Consider the following 22,699-nt stretch of genomic DNA (forward strand, 5'->3'; position numbering starts at 1 on the left):
CCATGATTGCCAGCCAACTTTCCGTCTTTGCAGAAAACAGGCCTGGAAAACTTGCCGCCGTCACATCGATCTTAGCAAAGGAGAAAATAAACATCCGGGCAACCACGATATCCACGTCAGACACATTCGGTGTCATCAACCTTATTGTAGACGACCCGGAGAGAGCCAAAGAGGCACTCACGAAAGCAGGCATGATGGTTCGTCTGCGACCTGTTCTCGCTGTACTTATTGAAGATCGACCAGGGGGGCTGGACAAACTAACGCAACTTCTGGCAAAAGAAAACATAAACATCAATAACGCGTACGGATTCGTCCTGGAAAACAGGGTAAGTGCCGTATTCGTCGTGGACGTGGATCAACTGGAGAAAGCGGAAAAGCTCGTAGAAAAGCATGGCTTTAAAACCCTAGATAGCGAAGAACTAGCAGCAGTGGAACCCTTCCACTACAAATACTGAACGGATAAGGCAAAGAAATGGACACGTCCTCTGAGAATAATCACAATGATAATTATGTTCTGCAACTTCAAAAGGAAATCGAAACGGAACTAAAAGAGGGGAGACTCCCCTGCGTCAGTGCAGAAAAACTATCAAGAAGGAAAAACTTGCGCCTTCAGGAGATCGGCTACGTATGTAACACTCTAGGCATCCGTATCGGATGGTGCCAGCTCGGGCTCTTTGGTCATGGATCTAAAGGTAAAATCCTGATAAAAACCATCCAGCCATCTCCAGAAATGGAAAAAATGATAAGACGTTATCTGGCGAACGGCAGCATACCGTGCTGTTCTGTATGGAAGATTGCCGCAAAACTTAGGTTGCCGCGGCTCTACGTGGCAGCCATGTGTGAAGCCTTAAATGTAAAAATCAGCCCCTGTCAGCTCGGTGCTTTTTAAAAACTACTCGTTTCTTTCTGCCCAGCGGGCAAGTACGAAAAGCATATCGGCAAGACGATTGAGATACTCATGAATATGAGGGTTATTCACCAGTCCCTCGTTCTTTAAACGGGCAGCGTTCCTCTCCGCCCTTCTTATAATCGTCCGTCCCACATCAATTTGAGCAGAAAGGACCGTCTCCCCCGGGTATATAAACTCCCTCTTCAGAATGACATCCTTTTGTAGCTCATCTATGATATCTTCTATCCTCTTGACATCGTCAGCACCTATTCTGCGATTTAACTTCACCACATCCTCAGGTACACACGATAACTCAGCACCCATAACGAGGAGGTCTTTCTGGACACTAAGAATGATCTCCTTCACCTTATCGCTCTGTGATATAGCCCGAGCTACACCAAGAGCAGAACTCGCCTCATCCAGCACTCCGTAAGTTTCTGGTCGGGGATCAAACTTCGGTACACGCTGACCTCCTAATAAACTCGTTTCTCCCTGATCACCCTTCTTGGAAAATTTCATTGGCCCCGCCTCCATTAGTAACTGAGCTTTTAGTACAGAAGAATACCTACTACGTCAATGATAATTAACCTAAGTACCGTATCTCATCTTCAACTCCGCCAACGGAGGGATACCCTTTCTCCCACCAAGTTTGGTGCTCACCATAGCCGCTGCCCAAGCACCGAGATCAAGACATTGCCCAGGAGGCCAACCTTTTAAAAGTCCCCAGGCCACACCGGCATGAAAAACATCACCACATCCCGTGGTGTCCACCGTCTGCACCTTGTAAGCAGTTCCTTCTATCCACTGACCATCCACAAGGGCAATGTAACCCTCAGCACCCAGTGTTACTCCCACAAAAGGACAACCCAAGTTGGCGAGATATTCGCAAGTTTTTCTTGGTGACTCGGCAAGGGACCGGGAGAACACCTCAGAAACTATAAAACAATCACTCAACGTTGCCATCTCCAGCATACCCTCCCTTAGTGTCCCCGCATCAACAAAAACGGTAACTCCCCACTTTTTGGCTTGTCTACAGGCAAAAAGTGAGGCCTCAACAAACAACCCATCAGTGTAGAGCATCCTGCTTCTTTTGAGCTTTTCGAGATCCAGTTCTTCGGGTTTAATAGATTCCCCTGTGGGACGCTGCCAAAAAATGGTTCGACGACCATTTGAAGGCTCAGCGACGATGAAGGCAAACTGGGAATAGCAACCCTTCCTCACAACTACCCTGCTAACATCCACGCCTTCCTCCGCTAGATCTCTCAGGATCAGCGAGCCAAAATCGTCATCTCCCACAACACCGGTGAAAGAACATGGAATTCCCCACCTGGTTAAAGCCACCATAGCCGTCGCCACCGGACCACCACCCTCGATGTGGAGATTGGTAAACTCACACTTCACATCCGGTGGTGGATACGAAGAAATCAGTCCTATATAATCCAGAGAACATTGTCCCAAACCAAAGACACAACCGCTCATAAGTGTTTTCCTTTATACGAAACCCTTGACGGAATGGCAAGTAGAAGGTAGTAAATTTAAAGTTTCACAGAGAGGTGAAAATGATGCCCCTTTATCTCGTCCAACACGGTCTCTCCTATCCAGAGGGAATAGATCCCAACCGCTCATTGACGGAGGAGGGTAAAAAAGCTGTGGAAAGAGTTGCAAAAATTGCAGCTAAATTCGAAATCCCAGTTTTACGTATCATTCACAGTGGCAAAACCAGAGCGGCACAAACGGCAGAAATCATGGCAAAATACCTAAAACCGCCTTTTGGCATTTTAGCTGAGGCTGGTCTCAATCCAAACGATGATGTGCTACAAAAGGTTCCTGATCTTCACCCAGACAAGAATGAAATGATTGTGGGTCATTTACCATTCTTGGAGAGATTGGTATCATACCTGATAACAGGAACGATTGAAAAGAGAATCGTAAAATTTCAGAATGGCGGTATTGTCTGCCTGGATCGTGAGGGAAATGCGCCCTGGTTTATAAAGTGGATCTTGGTGGCGGAACCCAAGTAAATATGGAGGTTATACAAATGGAAGACAGAAAAATTAAGGTGCTCGAAGCCATGAAAATAGCAGGAAAGCCTGTGCGACCCGGTGATGTGGCGAAAACCACAGGCCTGGACAGCAAAGAAGTCTCAGCAATAATTGCAGAACTTAAGAAGGAAGGAAAGGTAGTTTCCCCCAAGCGTTGTTTCTACGAACCAAAAAACTGACGTTCTGGATGTTATTCCTCCTCTTCAGGAAAGCAGATAGCTTCCCATATACATCCTTCGCAATTATTCTTCCGCCAAGTATCCCTAATGCGAGGGGTCATCTTAACCAAGATATCTCTCTTGGTAACTGTATCGCCCACATGCAAATCCAAAAGACTGAGCGCTAAACGGTCCTCTTCTCTTATCTTATCCTCACCAAAATAAGCACACCCACCATCGGCAAGATGAGGACACTCCTTACAGACGTCGTCTGCCCCATTTACCAGGACAGCTTTTTCACCACCCCAGCGCCCAACTATCTTACGTAAATTTTCCACAAACCCCTTGCTGTATCCTTCACCCTTAAAGAACTGCAAACAGAAGAGGTGATGTCCCCTAAGTCTTAAAACTTGCTCCATACTCCTATATCCTCAACAAAAGAGATTCCCTATGGTGACAACATCTTGAACTGCTTGTGCACAAATAGAAAATCACCCCCCTCATGACCAACATAAGGCAGATCAGAATATTCAGGAGTCTGGGGGGCATTGGTCGCTACCAGTTTTCGCAGCTCTTCGAAAAGACGAGTTCCCTCCATAATGCCTCTATTCTTGTTGAGTACATCAATGAAAAGTCTGGCAAAAACAGAATGACCCTCTCCGCCCTCATCCAGCACGGGTTCCACACCACCTGAGGTAAGAACAACCCGCGTTCTCTTCTCTGCCAGACGGCGGAGATAATCAGAACCCTTCACTGTCACGGTTACTCCCCTTGTGAGGGTACCACTGTAACAGCTATCGGCAACAACGATTACGTGCTTGGCCGCCATTGCTTTAAGGGCATCGGAAATGTCATTCGTAGATATCCAGTTGGCCACACTATCGGCATCGGCATCGGCAGGCAACCAGTATCCCCTACCCGTATCCCGATCCAGGTAACCATGTCCGGCATAGTAGATCAGAAGATTGTCCCTCTGGGTAAGACTCTTCCGCAGTTTGCTGAAGGCATCCATAATCTGCTTTCGAGTAGCATTGATTAGCAGAACTACCCCGTACCCATACTCTTTGTCTAACAGAGCACCTACAGCTTCCGCATCACGGCGAGCTGTTCGTAGTTTTCTTAAGTGTTTGTATTCGTCGATTCCAATTACGAGTGCATAATAATTACCAAAATCAATATTCGCACCCTCCTTAATGCGTAACAGTTCATCATGTCTCTGTTTGGCTATTTCTGCATACCGCCCTTTAGGGTATTTCTGTAGATACTGGACAAAATCCTCCAACTTTCTAGAATCTTTCACTGTTTCCCAGAACTCAATCTCATCCCTCTCCGCTTTTAAAGCCTCCAGCTGTTTCTCCAGCATTTTCGCCAGATCTGTATATCTTCCCTTTGGATACCGCCTCAGGTACTCCCGGAAATCCTCCGGCCGCGAGCTTTCTCGTATGCTGTTCCAGAAAACCATCTCCTCGGTATCAGTTTTCACTATCAGGAGTACATCAATGCGGGACTTTGCGAGATCTGCAAATAATCCATCGGGGTACATTTGAAGATAATTCTTGTAATCTTCTATGTTCCTACTATTCTCAATCTTCTTCCACAAACGCAATTCCAAATTGTCGTGTCTATCCCTAACTGCGAGAAGATTATCGATCCGTCTCTTTGCCTGATCAGCGTATATACCCAGTGGATACCTGTGCAGATATTTACGCACCTCTTCGGGATCCTTACTATCCCTAACTTTTTCCCATAATGCCTCTTCCACCTCCAGTTCACCCAAAACCGAGGTGGCCGCACGTAGGCGCTTGGCCGAAGCTACAGCCATATCCACAAAGAGACCTTTGGGAAATCTTTCTATATAGGAGTCAAAATCAGCAGCGTTTTTACTATCCTTGATCCTGCCCCAATACGCCACATCCTGTTCTATGATCTCCCTTTCCTCTAAGGCCTGGATCCTGGCCTTAGCAGCCCCCTGGAACATTCCCTTTGGATAAAGTTCCAGGTACCTTTTATAACTCGATATACTGTTCTCCCTTGACACATTTTCCCATAGGCGCTTTTCTTCCTCTGTTGTCTCCTCTTTCTTCTCTACCACTCCTTCTGAACCAGGCACGGCCAAAACAAATACATCCGCCGGTAAACTCTCCAAAGGAGGCAAAACAGCGAGACCTCCATCCTTTGAAACAAGGGCATTCTTCTTTTTAAACTCCATACGAAAGAGGTTCGAACCTCCACCGATGTTTAGGAGACCTGCACCGGCTACACTGTAACTACCAGAGATTACGCTTTTATCAAAATCAAGGCTGTTAATCGTGAATTTCATGTAGTACGCCCCTGGAAAGAACAACCAAGAACAAACGGGACTACTTTCCATAATCACGTTTGTAGGTGAGATAACAGAAACAGTTACAGGGGCACTGGCACAAAGTAGTGGCCCAAGCCATCTACCTTTTCCGTCCATCATGAACTTTATCTGAGCTGTCTTTTTATCAAAGGTTGCCTGAAAGATGTATGGTTCACTGTACGAAGCAATACCAGGGAAAGGTCCCCCTTGAACGTACCATCGAATACCCTTTTTCTCACATGTTTCACCATCATCCCCCAGGGTACAGATATCCGCCTGGGTGTTCTCATTGGCCTTAATCATGGCAAGGAGTCCCCCCATTATCCTATCTCTGGTATACTTCTCAGCGGATTCACACTTGCCGTTCAAACATACCAAAACCTCTTTTGCCTGCTTAACGTCAGCGTCCGATGCGGCGTAACAGCTCGTGCAGAAAGCCAAAACTAAAAAAATTAAGCAGGGACTCACCCGCACCTTTTTAATCCACATACTTAAACCTAACCGATTTTTTTTTGAATTTACCGCTCGAAAGGGAAAAATTCAACCATTTTGCAAGGCGAGAAAAGTTGAATAATGTGGGAAAACTCACTCGAGTAACCGGTAAAACTCCCGGGGTTGTAGCTCTGAAAATTCTCCCACACTTGATAGAAACCTTCTTATATCCACGCAAAGATGGCACTTTGAGACGTATCCCTCCTCCGGTTCATAGCCATATTCTCTGGCATAATTGAACAATCCCCTAAAATCATCAACAATGAGAAACCTAAGCACAGGTTTGTCCAGTAAATGTACACCTTCCCTTAAAAGCTCATCGAGTTTCCGGCAATCACCAAGAGAAATACCTCCGCAGTAACCAGGAAGAAAATTCCCGTAGTTGTCAAAGTGATTATGCCAACTCCTCAAAAAAGGGGTAATACAGGGTTCATTAAAGAAACTACTGGCGGGGTAAACAGGATACATATTGCGCAGCTGATAGGGAGACCTACCCATCAAGAACATCTCCACTCTTTGCAGAGAATTTCTCGTCATACCCCATGATTCAAAGGAAACCCTACCTCTGATGCCTGAACGCTTAAATACACTGTACCACTCCCACTGATAAACCATCACGTTTCCCGGAAAGATTTCCTGGGCGATTCCAATCCCTCGCTCAGTGCGTTCAAAAGGTATAAATTCTAGATAAAAGGGATTAACGGAGATGAGAACCCCTTTTAGGCCTTTTGCCTTCAGCTCAGCAAATCTCTCTCTCGTTATGTCATCGTTTGTACACCAGAAACAGTTCGTTTCCACGAATGTCGAAGGGATTCCTAACTCGGAGGCAAACTGCACGGCATTTAACAATAATTCAAAGTTTATAAAGGGCTCTCCACCTGTGAAATGGAGACCATAATTGAGACTGACTTTTTCACTCCCCTGTGGGGCCGGTTTAATCTTACCAACAAGCTGCTCAAGTATGCATCTCAGGTCATACTCGGAGATCCAATCCTTCCATTCGGGTGCACAGGCATACATACAATACCTACAACGAGCTGTGCACTGATACGAAAGTATCACACCCCCCGAAATAGGCGAAGGTATCTTTACCCTCTCTATCATAGAGAAAACTCATTTAGTTCTCTCGGATTCTGGCTCTGCCAGCTTTACTGCCAAACAGTCGTACACCACCCGTCCACCCTGATAGGTAACAGCAGTCCTGCGTAGCAATCTCCAACCTCCGTTTTGATACATACCTTCATTCTCCAATTTACCCACAATCCCCGGTAATCCATCTAGCCACTCCAGAAGCGCCGGATTATTGGTCAAAACCACAGGTTTCATGCCAGGAACTGCAATAAGAGTAACAGGTTCCACAACTAGGTTCGTAAGATCACGGAAAATAAGGGCTTCTCTTGAAGGTTTCGCCTGAAGCCTTATCATGCGTGCCCTAGCATCAGGTTTCGCCGTTTCCTTCGTGGCATCAATCAGGTCAAGCAGATAATTTCTGATATCGTCTAAATCCTTTACATCTTTTATCCTATCCAACCCCGGATATGACTCCAGAACCTTGGCCAAAAGGGATATTTCTCTAAGATAATGGTTCCTCTGGTTTTCAGGAACGAGGTACATTACCACAAGAGTAACTAGTTTACCATCGGGTGCACCATAATCGATGCCTTGGGGGCTCCAACCGATAACACATTTCAGATCCTCGTCAAAGGGTACCCTAGCATGTGGACATGCCCATCCTTTACCCAGCGCTGTGCATGCCACCTGTTCTCTCTTCAGCACATTGCCCACGATATCCGTCCCCGCAGGTACCTCAGGAAACGCTTCTATAATATGGGCAAGAAATTGGAGTGCGTGGGTTTTATCGTTTTCAGGCAATTCAAAAAGCCTTCCTTCCTGAAGGGCGTCAAGCAAGGTATCCATAGTTTATTCACCTCCATAACGATTGAAAAACCATCTTTTGACTAAATGGGTTAGTGTGGCATAGCTTAGCAAAAAGATAAATATGAAGACCCAATAACTTAAAGGCAACGGCACAAGACCGAGCACATCCGCAAGGGGGGAATAGGGCAACCAGATGCCTATGCCCATCACGGAGATAGTGGTTATCATCATGTACATTGACGGTCTGCTGTCGAAAAAAGGTACACCTCTCGTTCTTATGATATGAACGATAAGGGTCTGGGTAAGGAGAGATTCCACAAACCAGCCTGTCTGAAAAAGTTTCATAACAGCTTCTTTCTGTGTAACAGCAAGCGCAGAATCGATAAAAGCTCTGCACCCAAAACCAAACCACATGAGGGCAAAGGTCGCATAATCGAAAATCGAACTTATAGGACCAATAAACATGATGAACCTCTTAAGGTTCTCCACGTTCCACTTTAGAGGACGGGCAATTTGTTCGTCATCGACGTTGTCCGTGGGGATCCCAGTTTGCGAAAAATCGTAAAGCAGGTTATTTGTTAAGATCTGAACCGGTTGCATAGGCAAAAAGGGCAAAAGGTAACTTGCACCTAGAACACTGAACATATTTCCAAAATTGGAACTGGCCCCCATTCGGATATACTTGATTATATTCGCAAAGACCCTTCTTCCCTCTATTATACCCTCTTCGAGGACAATAAGATTTTTCTCCAAAAGAACGATATCCGCCGACTCTTTGGCTACATCAACAGCTGAATCCACCGATATACCCACATCTGCCGCTCTCATAGCAGGAGCATCGTTTATACCATCACCCATGAATCCCACAGTGTGCCCGTTTCGACGCAATTCCTTTACAATCTGTTCCTTCTGAAAGGGGGTAAGCTTAACAAAAACATTTGCCTCTTCTACCACCCTGGAAAACTCCTCAGGTGTCAACTCCTCAAGTTCAGGACCGGAAACCATCTTTTCCACCACGAGTCCCACATCTTTACAGACCTTCCGAGTAACGAGGGCGTTATCTCCCGTGAGTACCTTGATTCTCACCCCAGCACGGGCTAGCTGCGAAATAGCCTCAGCTGCTGAAATCTTAGGGGGATCGTAGAAGGCTATGTATCCAAGTAAGATGAGTTTACTCTCATCTTCCACAGTAAATACAGTTTTCTCCTTCGGGAATTCCCTGTAAGCTATGCCCAAAACGCGGAACCCATCACGGTTGAGCTCTTCCACATCTTCAAAAAGGTCCCCCTTTATCATATCGATAAGAGGATAAATCTCTTCATCAATCTGGTAATGTGTACAACAGGAATAAATCTCCTCAACTGCTCCTTTGCATATGAGCACATGGTCTCCCTCGTATTCCACAACTACTGACATACGCCTCCTCTGAAAATCAAACGGCAACTCGTCTACAAGACGGCATTGGCTCGTATCCAGATTCACGTACTCCAGTATGGTACGATCAATCAGATTTCTCAAACCCGTCTGAAAGTAACTGTTCAGGTACGCGTAATTAAGAACCTCCTCGCTTGTATTGCCCAGAATATCTACATGGCGCTCGAGAACCACCCGGTCCTGAGTTAGGGTTCCGGTCTTATCTGTACATAGAACATCTATCGCCCCGAAATTCTGTATAGCCGCCAATTTCTTCACTATTACCTTTCTTTTGGCCATCGTCAGGGCCCCTTTGGCCAGATTCACAGTAATAATCATGGGTAGCATCTCCGGGGTCAGACCAACAGCTATAGAAAGACCAAAGAGGAGGGCTTCCAACCAGTTCCCTTTTGTTAAACCGACAACAAAGAAAACAACACACACCATCACCATCATCAATCGCATCATCAACCACACGAAGGACCGGATACCCAAATCGAAACTCGTTTCTTCCCTTTTCTTTGCCAATTCCTCGGAAATAGCACCGAAAAGAGTTCGCGATCCCGTATTGAGAACCAAACCTTTTGCCGTACCGCTGGTTACAGAGGTACCCATGAAGCATAGGTTCGGCAGTTCCAAAACAGAACGTATCTCAGCAGTAGGTGTCAGCGCACTTTTCTCCACAGGCATGGACTCCCCCGTTAGTGCCGATTCACTCACAAAGAAGTCCTTGGCAGTGATAAGACGGAGATCCGCTGGTATAATGGAACCCACCTGAAGTAGTACAACGTCCCCTGGAACCACTTCAGAAACCCTGATCTCCATTTCCCGCCCTTCTCTCAAAACGTAAGTCCGTGTTTGAACACGCTTACCAAGAGCTTCAACAGCCTTGTTGGAACGACGGTCCAGTACATAAGAAACTCCTACGCTCATAAGGACCATAGCCGTTACAATCAACGTTGCTTTAAATTCCGCCAAAAGAGAAGAAACTGAAGCGATAACAAGAAGCTGTATAACAAGGGGACTTTTCATTCTTTCAAGAATGTCCGCCCAGAATCCAAGACGTTTGGTGTGGGAGAGTTCGTTTGGCCCAAATTCCTCAAGACGAGACCGTACCTCATCGGAACTCAATCCCATCTGAGATGAACCCATAACAGCGAAAACCCTCTCCAGCGGTAACGTACAGAGTTCGATAAGCCTCTTCTCCTGCTCCTTCAACGATCTCTGACGCACGAGTTGAGCCCTTGCATTTTCAAAAAGTCTGGAGGAAAAACCTCTACCCATCAATCACCACCCCAGCGAAAGATTTCCCGCAGAGGGTAAAAAACACCTCTGAGATAAAAAAATGGATTGATTTCAGATTAACCCTTCCGGACAAAAAGTCCTGCCAGGAAGGAAAAACATCTTTGATTTTCATGATCCACCTCACCTGGCCGCTGGTGGGATTTTCTTGGCGGCCTGAGGTGAATCGGAGAAGTTTAATTACTCATATCCCGGCTTCACTTCAAAAGCCGCACTCCACAACCGTAGCGGTCCAGGTTCTCTTTTTTTCAATCATTTCAACGTGGCCACTACGACTGCCATCGTTATCGTTCATAGAGTATCCTCCAAAATAAAGGCAGAATTATAACCGCGCATCCACCAGAGATTGGCCCCCTATGGCCTATTTAATCAAAAAAGTCAAACCTTTTCTTTAACTCGTGGTTCAGGACATTCTCGAAAAAAGAATCTCCGCCTCCCTCTGCAACTGTAAAAGTGCAGGAGAAAATTCCACAGGATATGGCGGCTCTGTTTTCAATTCTTTCAGATGAGAAGGTAATCTATCCAATTGCTCCCTAACATACCCCGCCACTACCTTAAGATCACACTCTGGGATTAAACGATTGCCCTTCTCCATCACCTTTATGATGAGTTGCTGACCTTCACAATAATCACCCTCAACAGTCACAATATCTCGTTTCATAATTTCACCATCGGACTGACGGAAAACCACCTTTCTTCCAGGAATGGTAATCTTCCCCTCAGACTTTTTGAATCGCGGTTTACCTGCATACTCCATAAGCTTATAGGCACAGTCCATGTATGGTACATCCTCAGAGGTATCAAGCTTAGTACCCACACCGAAACCATTCACTGGGGCACCATAACCTAAAAGATCCTTAATGATGTATTCATCTATGTTTCCACTTATAAATATTCCTATGTTTCTGAACCCACTCTCGTCCAAAATACGACGCACTTTTTGGGACGTTTGTAGCAAATCACCACTGTCAATTCGAACAGCCCGGACCTGAATTCCCTCTTCGGCTAGTACTTTCGCCACTCTGACAGCTATTTTTGCTCCATTTTCCGTATCGTAAGTATCAATAAGCAGTGTGACATTTCCAGGATTGGCCCTTGCGAAATTCAGAAACGCCTCCTCTTCGCTGTCGTGTGCCTCTATAAAGGAATGAGCCATTGTCCCCGCACTGGGTATACCATACACAAACTCTGCCAATACATTCGATGTGGAAGCAAATCCGCCAATGAAGTTAGCCCTCGCTGCAAGAATTCCTGCCTCTGCCCCATGTGCCCTGCGGAGACCAAAATCAACAAGGACTGCCCTTCCCGATGCTGCAAGTGTACACCTTGCCGCTTTGCTGGCGATCAAGGTTTCATAATGGATTATGTTTATCAAACGCGTCTCTACGAGCTGCGCCTCTGGTAGCGGAGCCACTACCCTAACCACAGGTTCACCGGCAAAAAAGATCGTGCCTTCTGGCATCGCATACACATCCCCACGAAAGCGAAAATCGGCAAGGTACGAGAGCAGCCTCTGAGAAAATTTGCCCGTTCGCTCTAGAAACAAAATTTCTTCCTCAGAAAAACGCATATCCTCCAGAAAGCGTAAGAACGTGTCCAAACCCGCAGATACAAGGAAACCCCTGTTGCTAGGTAATCGCCGAACAAAGAATTCAAAAACCGCTTCTTCGTCCATACCAGCCTGGAGGTATCCTTCAAGCATCGTCAACTGATAAAGATCTGTCAACAAAGGACTTCTGTGGGGGTTCATCTCAATCCTCAATGTCCGTTGAATTAATAATGTGGGCGCCCTTTCCCCTCATCTCTGCCAGTGCCCTATCACCATCACCTGGTTTAACATCTACTGCACGTACACAATCAGCCAGAACGTATACTTCGTAGCCACCCTGGAGGATATCAAGAACAGTACTCAGAACACAATAATCTGTTGCCAGACCTCCAACAAAAACCCTCTTTATGCCTGAAGATCTCAAGTGTTCTTCGAGTGAACAACCAAGCTCATCCTTTCCGGAGAAAGCAGAGTACTCCTCTTTGTTTTTATCCATACCTTTAGAGATGATTATAGCCTCCACAGGTATCTTCAGATCAGGAGGGAACTCCGCATCCTCTGTATCCTGTACACCGTGCCGTGGCCATGGTCCTCCCTGAGATTGAAAAGAACAATGATTCGACGGGTGCCAGTCCCGGGAAAAGAAGATGGGAAGGCTTTTTCTCGCAAACCGATCAGTTATTTGATTAAGAGGCTCAATAATTCTGTCACCATTAGGAACGGCAAGAGAACCTCCCGGCAAAAAACAGTTCTGAACATCAACAACCACAAGCGCATCTCCTTCCTGCAAGAAAAGACCTTGCCTTCCAGAAGTAACCATCTTAGCTTTCCTCCTTTAATTTTATTTCCTTAATGCCGGGTAAAAATTGAAAAAGAAGTGTTTTCTTATACCATATTTCTCTCTCATTTCAAAACAGCAAAGATCCTGAAAACGACTTTTCTTTTGCCATGAGCAAACTTTTATGGTTTAAGAAACGCATGAAAGTTCTCGTGAGAAAGGCGAACTACGATTACAATTCCCTCCGGGAAGAGGTGTTTCAAATCCTTGATTGTCTACGTACGAAATCATGGAAGAATAAGAAAGTACTAATAAAACCTAATCTTCTTCTACCATCGTCACCCGATCAGGCAATCTGCACCCATCCCATGGTTGTTCGTGCTGTCTGTGAATACGTCATTGATTGTGGAGCCGTTCCAAATGTAGGGGACAGCCCAGCCATGGGTTCCTTTCAGGATATTTTGAAGAATTTAAAACTGGATGAAACTCTGAAAAACATATCCGTTTCCTGTTTTCCTTTTACCGCGAGTACCTTGGTGAACTGCGGTCCCCCATTTGGCCATATCGAACTTGCAAGGGATGCTATTGAAGCCGACGTGGTGGTAAACCTTCCGAAACTGAAAACACACTCCCAGATGATTCTTACCCTTGCGGTTAAAAATCTCTTTGGATGCGTGGTGGGTTACAGAAAAGTGGAATGGCATCTCAAAGCAGGTGTCGATAGAGACCTTTTTGCCCTATTGCTCCTCAGTATCGCCCAGAAGATCGCCCCGGAAATCAATCTCCTTGACGGGATTGATGCCCTTGAGGGAGAAGGACCTGGAAAAAGAGGCCAACCCCGCCACTTAGGAGTGATTATAGGTTCCGACAATGCCATAGCGGTTGACGTTGCCGTTTCCCGCATGCTCTGTATACCGGTGCACCATGTACCAGTCCTACGGGTTGCGGAAAAATTGGGTCTCCTCAAAGAAGATCTACATGTGGAGGGAAATCTGCCCACCATAAGAGATTTTAAATTACCATCCGTAGAACCAACCTTAAAGGGACCAGTTTTTTTAAAAAACGCCTTAAGAAACCTGCTTCTTGACCGTCCCCAACCGGATCAAAAAAAATGCAATTTCTGTGGGGAATGTTCACGCATTTGCCCAGCTCAGGCAATAGCAATGACAGAAGAACAGGTAACTATAATCTATGATAAATGCATCCGGTGCTACTGTTGCATTGAGGTATGCCCCATGGCAGCAATGGCAAAAATAGAAAGCTTGCCGTCACGTATAACAAAGAGGTTTATCAACTCCTGCTAGAATAGATCCGCGAAGATCAATCCCTGCCTTCGTACCAGAGGTCGATGACCTTCCACTATTTCACAGTGATATCCCCCAAAAGCCCTCTGTTTCTCATTATAATTGCTGCAACACTCAACTTTTTTAAAATCAATTTCCACTATACTTTTTAAAATATTTTCCTTCAACACCACTTAACCTTGCGCTCAAAAGACTTGACATACAATAAAAGGAGAATTAAACAACTTGCAAACCTTAAATATGTACAGAAGGAGGGGAAAATGAGACAGTTCAAATCGCTTTTTTACGCAACTTTGTTTTTTACGTTTATAGCCCTAATTCTCGGAGGATGTGCAAAACCTCCTGAAGAAGAGAAAGCAGCCGCTAAAGGCGCAATGGATGCCGCACTCGCGGTGGGTGCTCAGAATTACGCGCCTGCTGATTTCTCCACAGCCAAATCGGCCTGGGAACAGGCGGAAAAATTTATGAGCGACAAAAAATACGAAGATGCCAAAAAGGCCTATCTGAGTGCAAAGCAGGCTTTTGATCAGGCCAAAGTTGCAGCACAGACGGCGAAGAAAGCCATGACTGAAGAGGTTACAAAAGCCGTTGCTGAACTGGAAGATAGCTGGAAGGCACTCGTAGATAAAGCCAAAAAAGTGGAAAATAAAATGAAGACTGATCTCGATTCATGGAAAGCGGATTCTAAAACCTTTGAAGATGGTTTAAAAACAGCCAAAGATACCATTGCTACCGATCCTCTAAAGACAAAGAAAAAGATAGATGAACTAAAGAGTATAATAGAAAAGTGGGATGCCAAGGTTAAAGAACTGGCTGCCATTCCCGAAAAACCAGCAAAAGGCAAAAAGAAGTAGAAAAATCAGACCTCATAAAAATACAGCGGGAATCCTGAAGTCAGGATCACCGCTGTATTTTTTCCAATTTAGCAAGAGCCTCAAGGGCTTGTTTCTCATCGCCCATAGCTAGTGAAGCTTCCGCCAGACGTATAAGATGTATAGGAGTCATAGGTTCTGCCTCCGCAGCCAGGTTGAATGCTCTACAGGCCTCTTCAAAATGGGACGTCTTAAAAAGGGTATTCCCCAAACGGTGATAATAGGAACCAGTAAATTCCCTTCTAAGATCAGCTGCTTGTGCGTACGCCCCAAATGCACCCTCCACATCCCCCATCTCAACGAGAATATCCCCCATGGTTAAGTAATAGGATGGCTGAGTGGCATCAAAGGCTATACATAACTTTAAGGCGGAGAGAGCCCCCTCTGGCATGCTCACCTCAAGGTAGGCCCGAGCCATGTGTTCGTAATATATCCCAGCTCCATCAGGATCAATAGTTGCAGCCCGTTCGAAAGCCTCTTCAGCACCTTTCAGGTCATTTATAACGATCAGAGCTTCTCCCAGACGGCAATATGCCATTGTATCCTGGGGATCCATTATTATCATGCGCTGGAAAACCTCAACGGCTTTATGGGGCAATTGCGCCCTCATATAGGCATCACCTAAGTCCCCTAGAAGAGAAACGTCTTCCGGATAAGCCACGGCTGCCCGCTCGCATAGTTTAACCAGACGGTCAGTCATCCCTTCCTGTTTGTATATCCGAACTAGTTCATCAAAGGCAAAGCCAGTAAAAACGTTTCGGGAAACTTCACGCTCGAAGATGTCTTCAAAGCACGCAATGGCTTCTTCAATTTGTCCGTTATCAAGGTACGCCCAAGCGAGTTTCAAACGGTAGGAATCATCCTTTGGAAAAAGTTCCACCATAGCCTGGTAGACTCTTACCGCTTCTTCAGGGTTTTTCCCCTCCAACCCTTCTTCTCCAGGATGATCTTCGTTGTTTTGCAGCATCACAATCCTCCCGAACCTTTAAACTTACAGGCTCAGACTTCAACATGAACTGCAATCACCACCACATCCTCCAAAAAATTTAAGGCTGGATGTCAATGTGAATCCTGAACCCATCGGCCCGCTCACAAAATCCACCACAATTGGCTTTGCCTCTTCCAGAAGTTCCTTCTCAATGATGAATGTCAAATCACCATCAATAATTAACTCGTCTCCCTCCTGAGGCTCATCTAGAGCCATCCCTAATATAGGACCGCTACATCCCATGGTTAGGAAAATCCGGATAGAATGGGGTTTTTCACGATCCTTAAGAAACTCTTTAATCATTTCACTTGCCTTTTGCGATACTTGTAACATAGCAACTTCTCCTTTTGCTTAGGGTTGAAAACCCTATATTTGAAATGGTACGTTAACCACCAAGAAAAGGTTTGTCAAACTATTTTAAAAAATATATTTTTTGCCTATGGTAAAATTGACCCTTAAAGAGTGGATCCAGAGGGCTGAAAACAACCCCCGTTTCATGGAGAACGTACGGGCTTTCAGAAGAATACCTCCTTTGCCTGCCGAGTATGTTGATTACCCAACCTGGGTCGACAAGCGTCTTTTGGAGGTTTTAGAAAAAGGAGGGATAAAAAATCTCTATTCCCATCAGAGAGATGCAATAGACCTCATCCGACAGGGAAGAAATGTGGTTATTGTTACACCTACAGCGAGCGGGAAAACCCTTTGCTACAACCTTCCCGTTCTGCAGCGTATACTGGAAGAAAAGGAAACAAGGGCAATCTACATATTTCCCACCAAAGCGCTCGCCCAGGATCAACTGCATGAAATAAACGAAATTACGGGAAAACTACGTATTCCCATTGCCGCCTTCACGTACGACGGCGACACACCCAACGATGCCAGGCAGGCCATCCGTAAGCATGGACACATTATCATAACGAACCCCGATATGTTGCACACTGGAATACTGCCACACCACACAAAATGGCAAAAATTGTTCACCAATCTTCGCTACGTAGTCATAGACGAACTTCATATCTATAGGGGAGTTTTTGGCTCCCACATGGCAAACGTCATTCGGCGACTATCCCGCATATGTCGATTCTACGGTCAAGATCCTGTATTCATATGCTGCTCCGCCACGGTGGCCAATCCAAAGGAGCACGCCGAATCCTTACTGGAAAGACCAGTATCGCTGATCGCCAAAAGTGGTGCCCCCAGGGCAGCTAAAACCTTCATTCTTCTGAATCCACCTGTCATTAACCGAGAATTGGGTATCAGGCAATCACCAATGGTGCCAGCCCGGGAAATAGCCGCCGATCTCGTTGAGAATGCCATACAGACAATAATATTTGTGACTAGCAGACTCAATGTGGAAGTATTGACAAAATACCTAAGGGATCGTTTTCCGGGCAGTGTAACAGAAGATCACTATCCAGTAGCGGGATACCGAGGAGGTTATTTGCCAGATCTGCGCAGGCGAATAGAAGCAGGGCTTAGAAGGGGTGATATAAAAGGCGTGGTATCCACGAACGCACTGGAACTGGGAATCGATATAGGAGATCTAGATGCCGCTATACTTTTTGGTTACCCTGGATCCATCGCCAGCACGTGGCAGCAGGCAGGAAGAGCAGGAAGGAGGAAAGAGGAGAGTGTAGCCATTCTCATAGCCCGTAGCACCCCAATGGACCAATTCCTCGTAGAGAATCCTGAATACTTCTTCTCCCGTTCACCGGAGTTCTGTAGAATCAACCCCGACAATCTCCTGATCCTTGTCCAGCACATAAAAAGCGCTGCATTTGAACTACCCTTTGAAGAAGGGGAAGAATTCGGGGGGGATAAACTCAATGACATTCTCGAATACCTCACTGAAAAAGGAATTTTACACCATGTGGGATCCCGCTGGCACTGGTCGGCAGAAAGTTACCCTGCCGACGAAGTGAGTCTAAGAAGCGTCAATCCCGAAAACGTAGTGGTGGTAGATACCACGGAAAGAGGAAAGAACAGAGTCATTGCAGAAGTGGACTGGGACAGTGCTTTTACCTCCGTCTATGAAGGAGCCATATACATGGTAGAGTCCCAACAATACCTAGTGGATAAGTTGGATTTGCAAAGAAAGATTGCCTACGTACACGCTGTAGAAGTTGATTACTATACCGACGCTATGACATACACACACGTACGTGTCATAGACATTTTTAAATCACGACAATCGAATGACGTCCTAATCGAACACGGAGAACTACAGGTAACTACAAAAGTTGCTGGTTACAAGAAAATAAAGTTCTACACGGGAGAAAATATAGGTTACGGTGAGGTGGATCTACCGGAAAAGGAAATGCACACCACGGGATACTGGTTTACCATCCCCTTTAAAGAACTCACCAAACTACCTTTTACTCGGTCTGAAATAATCGACGGTTTGTCAGGAATCCTCTACTGTCTCCATCACCTGGCTGCAATGATACTGATGTCTGACGTAAGGGATATTGGCGAAGCCCTTGGGGACAAAAGTGGCCAGTGGTTTGTCCACCACACCGTAGGGGAAAAAAGAACCTTTACAGCTTCCCCGTTTACAAATGTTCCCACAATCACTGGCACTTTTAACCCCACAATCTTCCTATACGACGCGTATCCGGGGGGCATTGGATTTTCCGAAATCCTCTACGAGCAACATGAGAAACTCATAATGTCAGCCGAACAACTAATTAGGGGCTGTTCCTGTAAAAAAGGGTGCCCCTCCTGCGTGGGACCTGTTCCTGAGATAGGGTCCCGAGCTAAAGGCGCAGCCTTGGTCATCCTCCAGAACCTTAACGCAAAATGAGTGAACGGGCAAGAGATCGGCTAAAATCCTTGCTGGAAAGGTTCGAGAGGCGGAGGGATGTCACCCTACCCTTGGGAAAAAACAACTTGAATAAAAGAGTAGACACTCTCTTCATGCACCATTTTTCATATGAAAAAAATACTAAGACGCATACAGAAAAAAACATTGGTTTGGAGGAAGCAGTACACGGAAGAATCTTAGAGAACGAATCAGGAACTTACTTCGCCGTCGAAGAAACCATACAGGAATCTGCCTGGCATGGTTGCAGATGTTTCCGTGATCTCTGCGTCATAGATATGGACAAAGTGGCAACCCTAGCCCTTGACTCCGAGCTGGCCCGTTTCGATATATCAGATGGTCTATTCCTCGACCTCGAAACAACAGGTTTGGCAGGAGGAACAGGTACAGTTCCTTTCATGATCGGTTTAGGATACTTTGAGGGATCAAAATTCAAACTCCAACAGCTCTTCGCCCGGGACTACAACGAAGAAAGGGCCGTACTCACTGCTCTTCAAAAACTTGCCCATGGGAAAAACTTCCTTGTGACATTCAATGGCAAGGCATTTGACATCAACCTTTTATCAACACGATTTATAATGAACCGCTTACCAAACACTTTCGACTCATACAGGCACTGCGACCTATTACCCATCTGTCGAAAACTCTTCAGCCACCGCCTTGCTGACAGAAGTCTCCTAGCCGTTGAAGAAACCATCCTGGGATATGAGAGGGAGAACGATGTGCCAGGATATGAAATTCCCAAACGATATTTCCTATGGCTGAATAGCAAAAACGGGCTTTACTTAAAGGACGTATTTCTCCACAATAAGCAGGATATTCTTTCCATGGTGGCGCTCATAGGAGCACTGACAGAGCTTATATCGCCGGGGATAAATATAAACCACCATCCAGGGGATTTACTTCAGGTGGGAAGGATGCTTCTCCATCAAGGTAAGGAAGAAGAAGCCTTTTTCTTTTTCAAAAAGGCAACAGAAGGAAAACACAGCGGTATTGCGAGGGACGCTAGAAAAGAGCTATCACTCCTCTACAAAAGAAAGGGCAACTGGACCGAAGCCACTGCAATATGGGAGGACATGCTTCGCAGAAACCCTGCAGATTCATTTGCGGCCATAGAGTTGGCCAAATGGTACGAACATCACGTGGGCCGTCCCGACAAGGCACTCGTATATACAGAAATGGCACTTGATGTTACAGACCAAAGTAAGGTCCAGGAAGAACTTGAGCATAGGAAAAAACGCCTTCTCAAGAAAATATCAAACAGAGAAACATTCAACAAAAAGTCCTCTTTCAGAAGCGATTATTATCAGGAATGATCTGCCTTAGGGATATAACACTTTCTTTTTACGGAAAAAAGATTTTCGATCATCTGTCCTGGAATATTCCCGACGGAAGCAGAATAGGCTTAATCGGCGATAACGGCGCAGGTAAAAGCACTTTACTGAAGATCATTTTAGGTCTGGTTCAACCTGACTCGGGAGCTGTGGAGATAGTCAAGAAAAGGGAGAAAAGCATCGGTTACCTCCCGCAGGATCTGGCTGAATTGGAACCCGTCCCGCTCCTTGAATGGTTGAAAAAAAGGTGTGGTATAACGGCAGCGGAAAAAAAGATCCAAGATTACGAAAAACAGATCGCTGGCTGTGTCTGTAGCCTTTCGCCCGTTTCCAACCACATCGGAGATAATACGGAAAACATACGTGAAAGTCTAAGACTCTTGATGAAATCTTACGATGAATCCCTGATCACCTTCCAAAAAATGGGGGGTTACTCATTTGAGGCACGGGCAAAAAAAGTCCTCCACGGACTCGGTTTCAATGAAGAAGATTTTAATCGACAATGCACCGAGTTCTCCGGTGGCTGGAAAATGAGAATTCTCCTTGCCGAAATTCTTCTCGCCTCTCCTGACATCATGCTTCTCGACGAACCGATAAACCATCTCGATACCGAAAGCTTAGAATGGATCGAAGATTACCTGAGTACCTACAGAGGAACTCTTATTATCGTAGCTCACGACCGCGTCTTCCTCGATAAAACAGTAAAGTACATTGCAGAACTCTCGAATGGGAAATTAGAAATCTACAAAGGCAACTACTCAATGTACATACAAGAAAGGAAGAAACGATTACTAGCCAGGGAACAGGCACTAGCCCTTCAGGAGGCGGAACTGGAAAAGGTAAAGGCTTTCGTAGAGAAATTCCGTTACAACGCAAGCAGGGCCCGACAGGTTCAGAGTCGCCTGCGTATGCTGGAAAAAATGGAAACTTTAGAGGTTCCAGGAGAAACGAACCTGATTAAATTACGCTTCCCAGAAGCAGAGAAGAGCGGAAAGATTGTACTTCAGGTACGCAACTTAGGAAAATGGTACCAAGATAAAAAGGTTTTCAGTGAAGTAACCCTGACTATAACGAGGGGACAAAAAGTGGCCCTTGTAGGGGCAAACGGTTCAGGGAAATCAACATTTTTACGCATAATTGCCGGTGCAGAAAGAAGCACAGAAGGAACAGTAACTTACGGTACAAACGTCCATTTGACATACTTCGCCCAGGAAAGCGCAGATAATTTGAATTACTCGAATACGGTGTGGGATGAAGTTTCCTCTGTACCATCCCATTTAAACAACCAGCAAAAGCGAGATCTCCTAGGAACTTTCCTTTTTTCAGGAGATGACATCTACAAAAAAATCGAGGTGCTCTCAGGGGGAGAAAAATCCCGCCTGGCACTGCTCAAGGTGCTTCTCCAACCATCAAACTTGCTCATACTTGACGAACCTACAAACCATCTGGACATAAAAACCAAAGAGATCTTCCAAGAAGCATTACTCCAATACAAAGGTACTGTAATCATCGTCTCACACGACCGCTACTTTCTGGATAGTCTCGTTGACACAGTAATAGAATTTCGAAATGGTAGCTGCACAGTATACCCCGGCAACTACTCATACTACATTGAAAAAAGGCACAAGGACAGAGAGGAAACGGAAAAGGGGAAGGAAGTAAACCGACAGAAACGGGATGATGATAAAGCAGCACGGGAACGGGAACGTAGACTTGAAGAAAAACGCATAAAAAGGGAAAAGGAAAGAAAAATTGCTTCCATCGAAGAGCGTATATCTCAACTCGAAAATAGAAAAGTAGAGTTAGAACTTGCTATGGCAAATCCTGAAAACTTAAGGTCAGCGGAACGTATGAAAAACTTGAAGAGGGAATACCTATCTGTAAACGAGAGTCTAGAAAAGCTATACTCAGAATGGGAAACCCAATTAAAAGAATGGGAGGAATCGAAATAATTTGGCCCCGTTTGAAAAACCTCCAATCAACTATTATCAGGCACCATCCAATCCTGTTCGTTCCACCTTTCTATACCACGATGAGGGATCTTCGAAAAACTCCAGCAGTTCTTTAAGAACAACGAAGTGTTCATGTTCCATATCCGAGAGAAGATTAAAAAAAGCTTTCTCACGAGGATCTTCAACCTCGTCGCGAAGACGGGCATAGTAGACAGCTCCGTTTGCTTCGAATTCTATGGCTATCTCTAGAGCTCTCCTGTCATCGGTATCAGCGACGTTAGCATCCTTCAAATTATCTATAACGCCACGGAGATGCTGACCTACCTTCTCACCTCTTACGCTCAAGGGGACAGTTTCCGGCCACTGCGCATTGTTTTTCCAAACTTCGTAAAGTTCACCTATCCTCTGACAATGTTCCTTCTCGTCCGCCGCAATAAGCTCAAACATCTTTTTCCCAAGAGGATTTGTAGTTCGTGCCGCTTGCTTCATGTAAAACTCATATTCCTGATGCTCGTTTTTTAGGGCAACTTCCAACGCCTTCAACCTTTCTTCCATACAACCTACTCTCCTTTCGCACGTTATTAGA

Annotated in this window: 21 protein-coding genes; 9 read left to right on the forward strand and 12 right to left on the reverse strand. The window is 45.5% G+C overall.

All coding sequences use genetic code 11. The annotated features are described in order from the left end of the window. Nucleotides 1-2: 2 nt before the first annotated feature. Together N2317_00370 and N2317_00375 are read left to right on the forward strand one after the other, a co-directional pair. Nucleotides 3-455, forward strand: coding sequence for an ACT domain-containing protein (locus tag N2317_00370; protein MCX7815952.1), 453 nt, complete (start codon nucleotides 3-5; stop codon nucleotides 453-455). A 17-nt stretch (nucleotides 456-472) separates the two neighbouring features. Next, the gene (locus N2317_00375; protein MCX7815953.1) at nucleotides 473-889 is read left to right on the forward strand and encodes a hypothetical protein; all 417 of its coding nucleotides are present in this window, start codon (nucleotides 473-475) and stop codon (nucleotides 887-889) included. A 3-nt stretch (nucleotides 890-892) separates the two neighbouring features. On the opposite strand, the gene N2317_00380 is transcribed toward N2317_00375, so the two are convergent. Then, on the reverse strand, nucleotides 893-1,408 hold the full coding sequence (locus N2317_00380) for a cob(I)yrinic acid a,c-diamide adenosyltransferase (protein ID MCX7815954.1): 516 nt from the start codon (nucleotides 1,406-1,408) through the stop codon (nucleotides 893-895). A 69-nt stretch (nucleotides 1,409-1,477) separates the two neighbouring features. Beyond that, the gene (locus tag N2317_00385) at nucleotides 1,478-2,368 is read right to left on the reverse strand and encodes a PfkB family carbohydrate kinase (protein MCX7815955.1); all 891 of its coding nucleotides are present in this window, start codon (nucleotides 2,366-2,368) and stop codon (nucleotides 1,478-1,480) included. Nucleotides 2,369-2,448: 80 nt separating this feature from the next. Here N2317_00385 and sixA point away from each other — a divergent pair, with 80 nt between their 5' ends. Beyond that, a complete protein-coding gene (sixA, locus tag N2317_00390; GenBank protein ID MCX7815956.1) occupies nucleotides 2,449-2,910 on the forward strand; it encodes a phosphohistidine phosphatase SixA in 462 nt (153 codons plus the stop codon). A gap of 17 nt (nucleotides 2,911-2,927) precedes the next feature. After that, on the forward strand, nucleotides 2,928-3,110 hold the full coding sequence (locus N2317_00395) for a transcriptional regulator (protein MCX7815957.1): 183 nt from the start codon (nucleotides 2,928-2,930) through the stop codon (nucleotides 3,108-3,110). A gap of 11 nt (nucleotides 3,111-3,121) precedes the next feature. On the opposite strand, the gene N2317_00400 is transcribed toward N2317_00395, so the two are convergent. The 7 genes from N2317_00400 to N2317_00430 form a co-directional block, all read right to left on the reverse strand. Beyond that, nucleotides 3,122-3,508, reverse strand: a complete 387-nt coding sequence (locus tag N2317_00400) for a DUF1284 domain-containing protein (protein ID MCX7815958.1) — start codon at nucleotides 3,506-3,508, stop codon at nucleotides 3,122-3,124. 29 nt (nucleotides 3,509-3,537) lie between these two features. Continuing rightward, nucleotides 3,538-5,799 (reverse strand): caspase family protein, encoded by a 2,262-nt coding sequence (locus N2317_00405; GenBank protein MCX7815959.1) that lies wholly within the window; start codon nucleotides 5,797-5,799, stop codon nucleotides 3,538-3,540. A 216-nt stretch (nucleotides 5,800-6,015) separates the two neighbouring features. Further along, nucleotides 6,016-7,026 carry a radical SAM protein gene (locus N2317_00410; GenBank protein ID MCX7815960.1) on the reverse strand — a complete coding sequence of 337 codons (1,011 nt, stop codon included), beginning with the start codon at nucleotides 7,024-7,026 and terminating at the stop codon, nucleotides 6,016-6,018. A gap of 9 nt (nucleotides 7,027-7,035) precedes the next feature. Beyond that, nucleotides 7,036-7,839: a PTS sugar transporter subunit IIA gene (locus N2317_00415; GenBank protein MCX7815961.1), complete on the reverse strand. Its 804-nt coding sequence runs from the start codon at nucleotides 7,837-7,839 to the stop codon at nucleotides 7,036-7,038. Nucleotides 7,840-7,842: 3 nt separating this feature from the next. Then, complete coding sequence (gene mgtA, locus N2317_00420; protein ID MCX7815962.1) at nucleotides 7,843-10,497, reverse strand: magnesium-translocating P-type ATPase; 2,655 nt, start codon at nucleotides 10,495-10,497, stop codon at nucleotides 7,843-7,845. A gap of 421 nt (nucleotides 10,498-10,918) precedes the next feature. After that, the gene (locus N2317_00425; protein MCX7815963.1) at nucleotides 10,919-12,265 is read right to left on the reverse strand and encodes a nicotinate phosphoribosyltransferase; all 1,347 of its coding nucleotides are present in this window, start codon (nucleotides 12,263-12,265) and stop codon (nucleotides 10,919-10,921) included. A 1-nt stretch (nucleotide 12,266) separates the two neighbouring features. Continuing rightward, nucleotides 12,267-12,884, reverse strand: coding sequence for a nicotinamidase (locus N2317_00430; GenBank protein ID MCX7815964.1), 618 nt, complete (start codon nucleotides 12,882-12,884; stop codon nucleotides 12,267-12,269). Between the two features lie 158 nt (nucleotides 12,885-13,042). Between N2317_00430 and N2317_00435 the strand changes: the two genes are divergently transcribed. Continuing rightward, nucleotides 13,043-14,146 (forward strand): DUF362 domain-containing protein, encoded by a 1,104-nt coding sequence (locus N2317_00435; protein ID MCX7815965.1) that lies wholly within the window; start codon nucleotides 13,043-13,045, stop codon nucleotides 14,144-14,146. Between the two features lie 260 nt (nucleotides 14,147-14,406). After that, complete coding sequence (locus tag N2317_00440) at nucleotides 14,407-15,000, forward strand: DUF4398 domain-containing protein (protein MCX7815966.1); 594 nt, start codon at nucleotides 14,407-14,409, stop codon at nucleotides 14,998-15,000. 46 nt (nucleotides 15,001-15,046) lie between these two features. Here the strand turns inward: N2317_00440 and N2317_00445 are convergent, their stop codons facing one another. After that, a complete protein-coding gene (locus N2317_00445; GenBank protein MCX7815967.1) occupies nucleotides 15,047-15,985 on the reverse strand; it encodes a tetratricopeptide repeat protein in 939 nt (312 codons plus the stop codon). A gap of 39 nt (nucleotides 15,986-16,024) precedes the next feature. Then, nucleotides 16,025-16,339, reverse strand: a complete 315-nt coding sequence (locus tag N2317_00450) for an IscA/HesB family protein (protein MCX7815968.1) — start codon at nucleotides 16,337-16,339, stop codon at nucleotides 16,025-16,027. 106 nt (nucleotides 16,340-16,445) lie between these two features. Here N2317_00450 and N2317_00455 point away from each other — a divergent pair, with 106 nt between their 5' ends. The 3 genes from N2317_00455 (at nucleotide 16,446) to N2317_00465 (ending at nucleotide 22,113) form a co-directional block, all read left to right on the forward strand. Beyond that, nucleotides 16,446-18,809: a DEAD/DEAH box helicase gene (locus N2317_00455; GenBank protein ID MCX7815969.1), complete on the forward strand. Its 2,364-nt coding sequence runs from the start codon at nucleotides 16,446-16,448 to the stop codon at nucleotides 18,807-18,809. 86 nt (nucleotides 18,810-18,895) lie between these two features. Then, a complete protein-coding gene (locus tag N2317_00460; protein ID MCX7815970.1) occupies nucleotides 18,896-20,143 on the forward strand; it encodes a ribonuclease H-like domain-containing protein in 1,248 nt (415 codons plus the stop codon). After that, nucleotides 20,140-22,113, forward strand: coding sequence for an ABC-F family ATP-binding cassette domain-containing protein (locus N2317_00465; GenBank protein ID MCX7815971.1), 1,974 nt, complete (start codon nucleotides 20,140-20,142; stop codon nucleotides 22,111-22,113). The genes N2317_00460 and N2317_00465 overlap by 4 nt, the downstream gene beginning before the upstream one ends. A 36-nt stretch (nucleotides 22,114-22,149) precedes the next feature. On the opposite strand, the gene N2317_00470 is transcribed toward N2317_00465, so the two are convergent. Then, complete coding sequence (locus N2317_00470) at nucleotides 22,150-22,668, reverse strand: ferritin family protein (protein MCX7815972.1); 519 nt, start codon at nucleotides 22,666-22,668, stop codon at nucleotides 22,150-22,152. Nucleotides 22,669-22,699 lie beyond the last annotated feature (31 nt).

It is taken from the genome of Syntrophales bacterium (genome assembly GCA_026417625.1).
In the GTDB taxonomy this organism is placed as follows: domain Bacteria; phylum Desulfobacterota; class Syntrophia; order Syntrophales; family UBA8958; genus JAOACW01.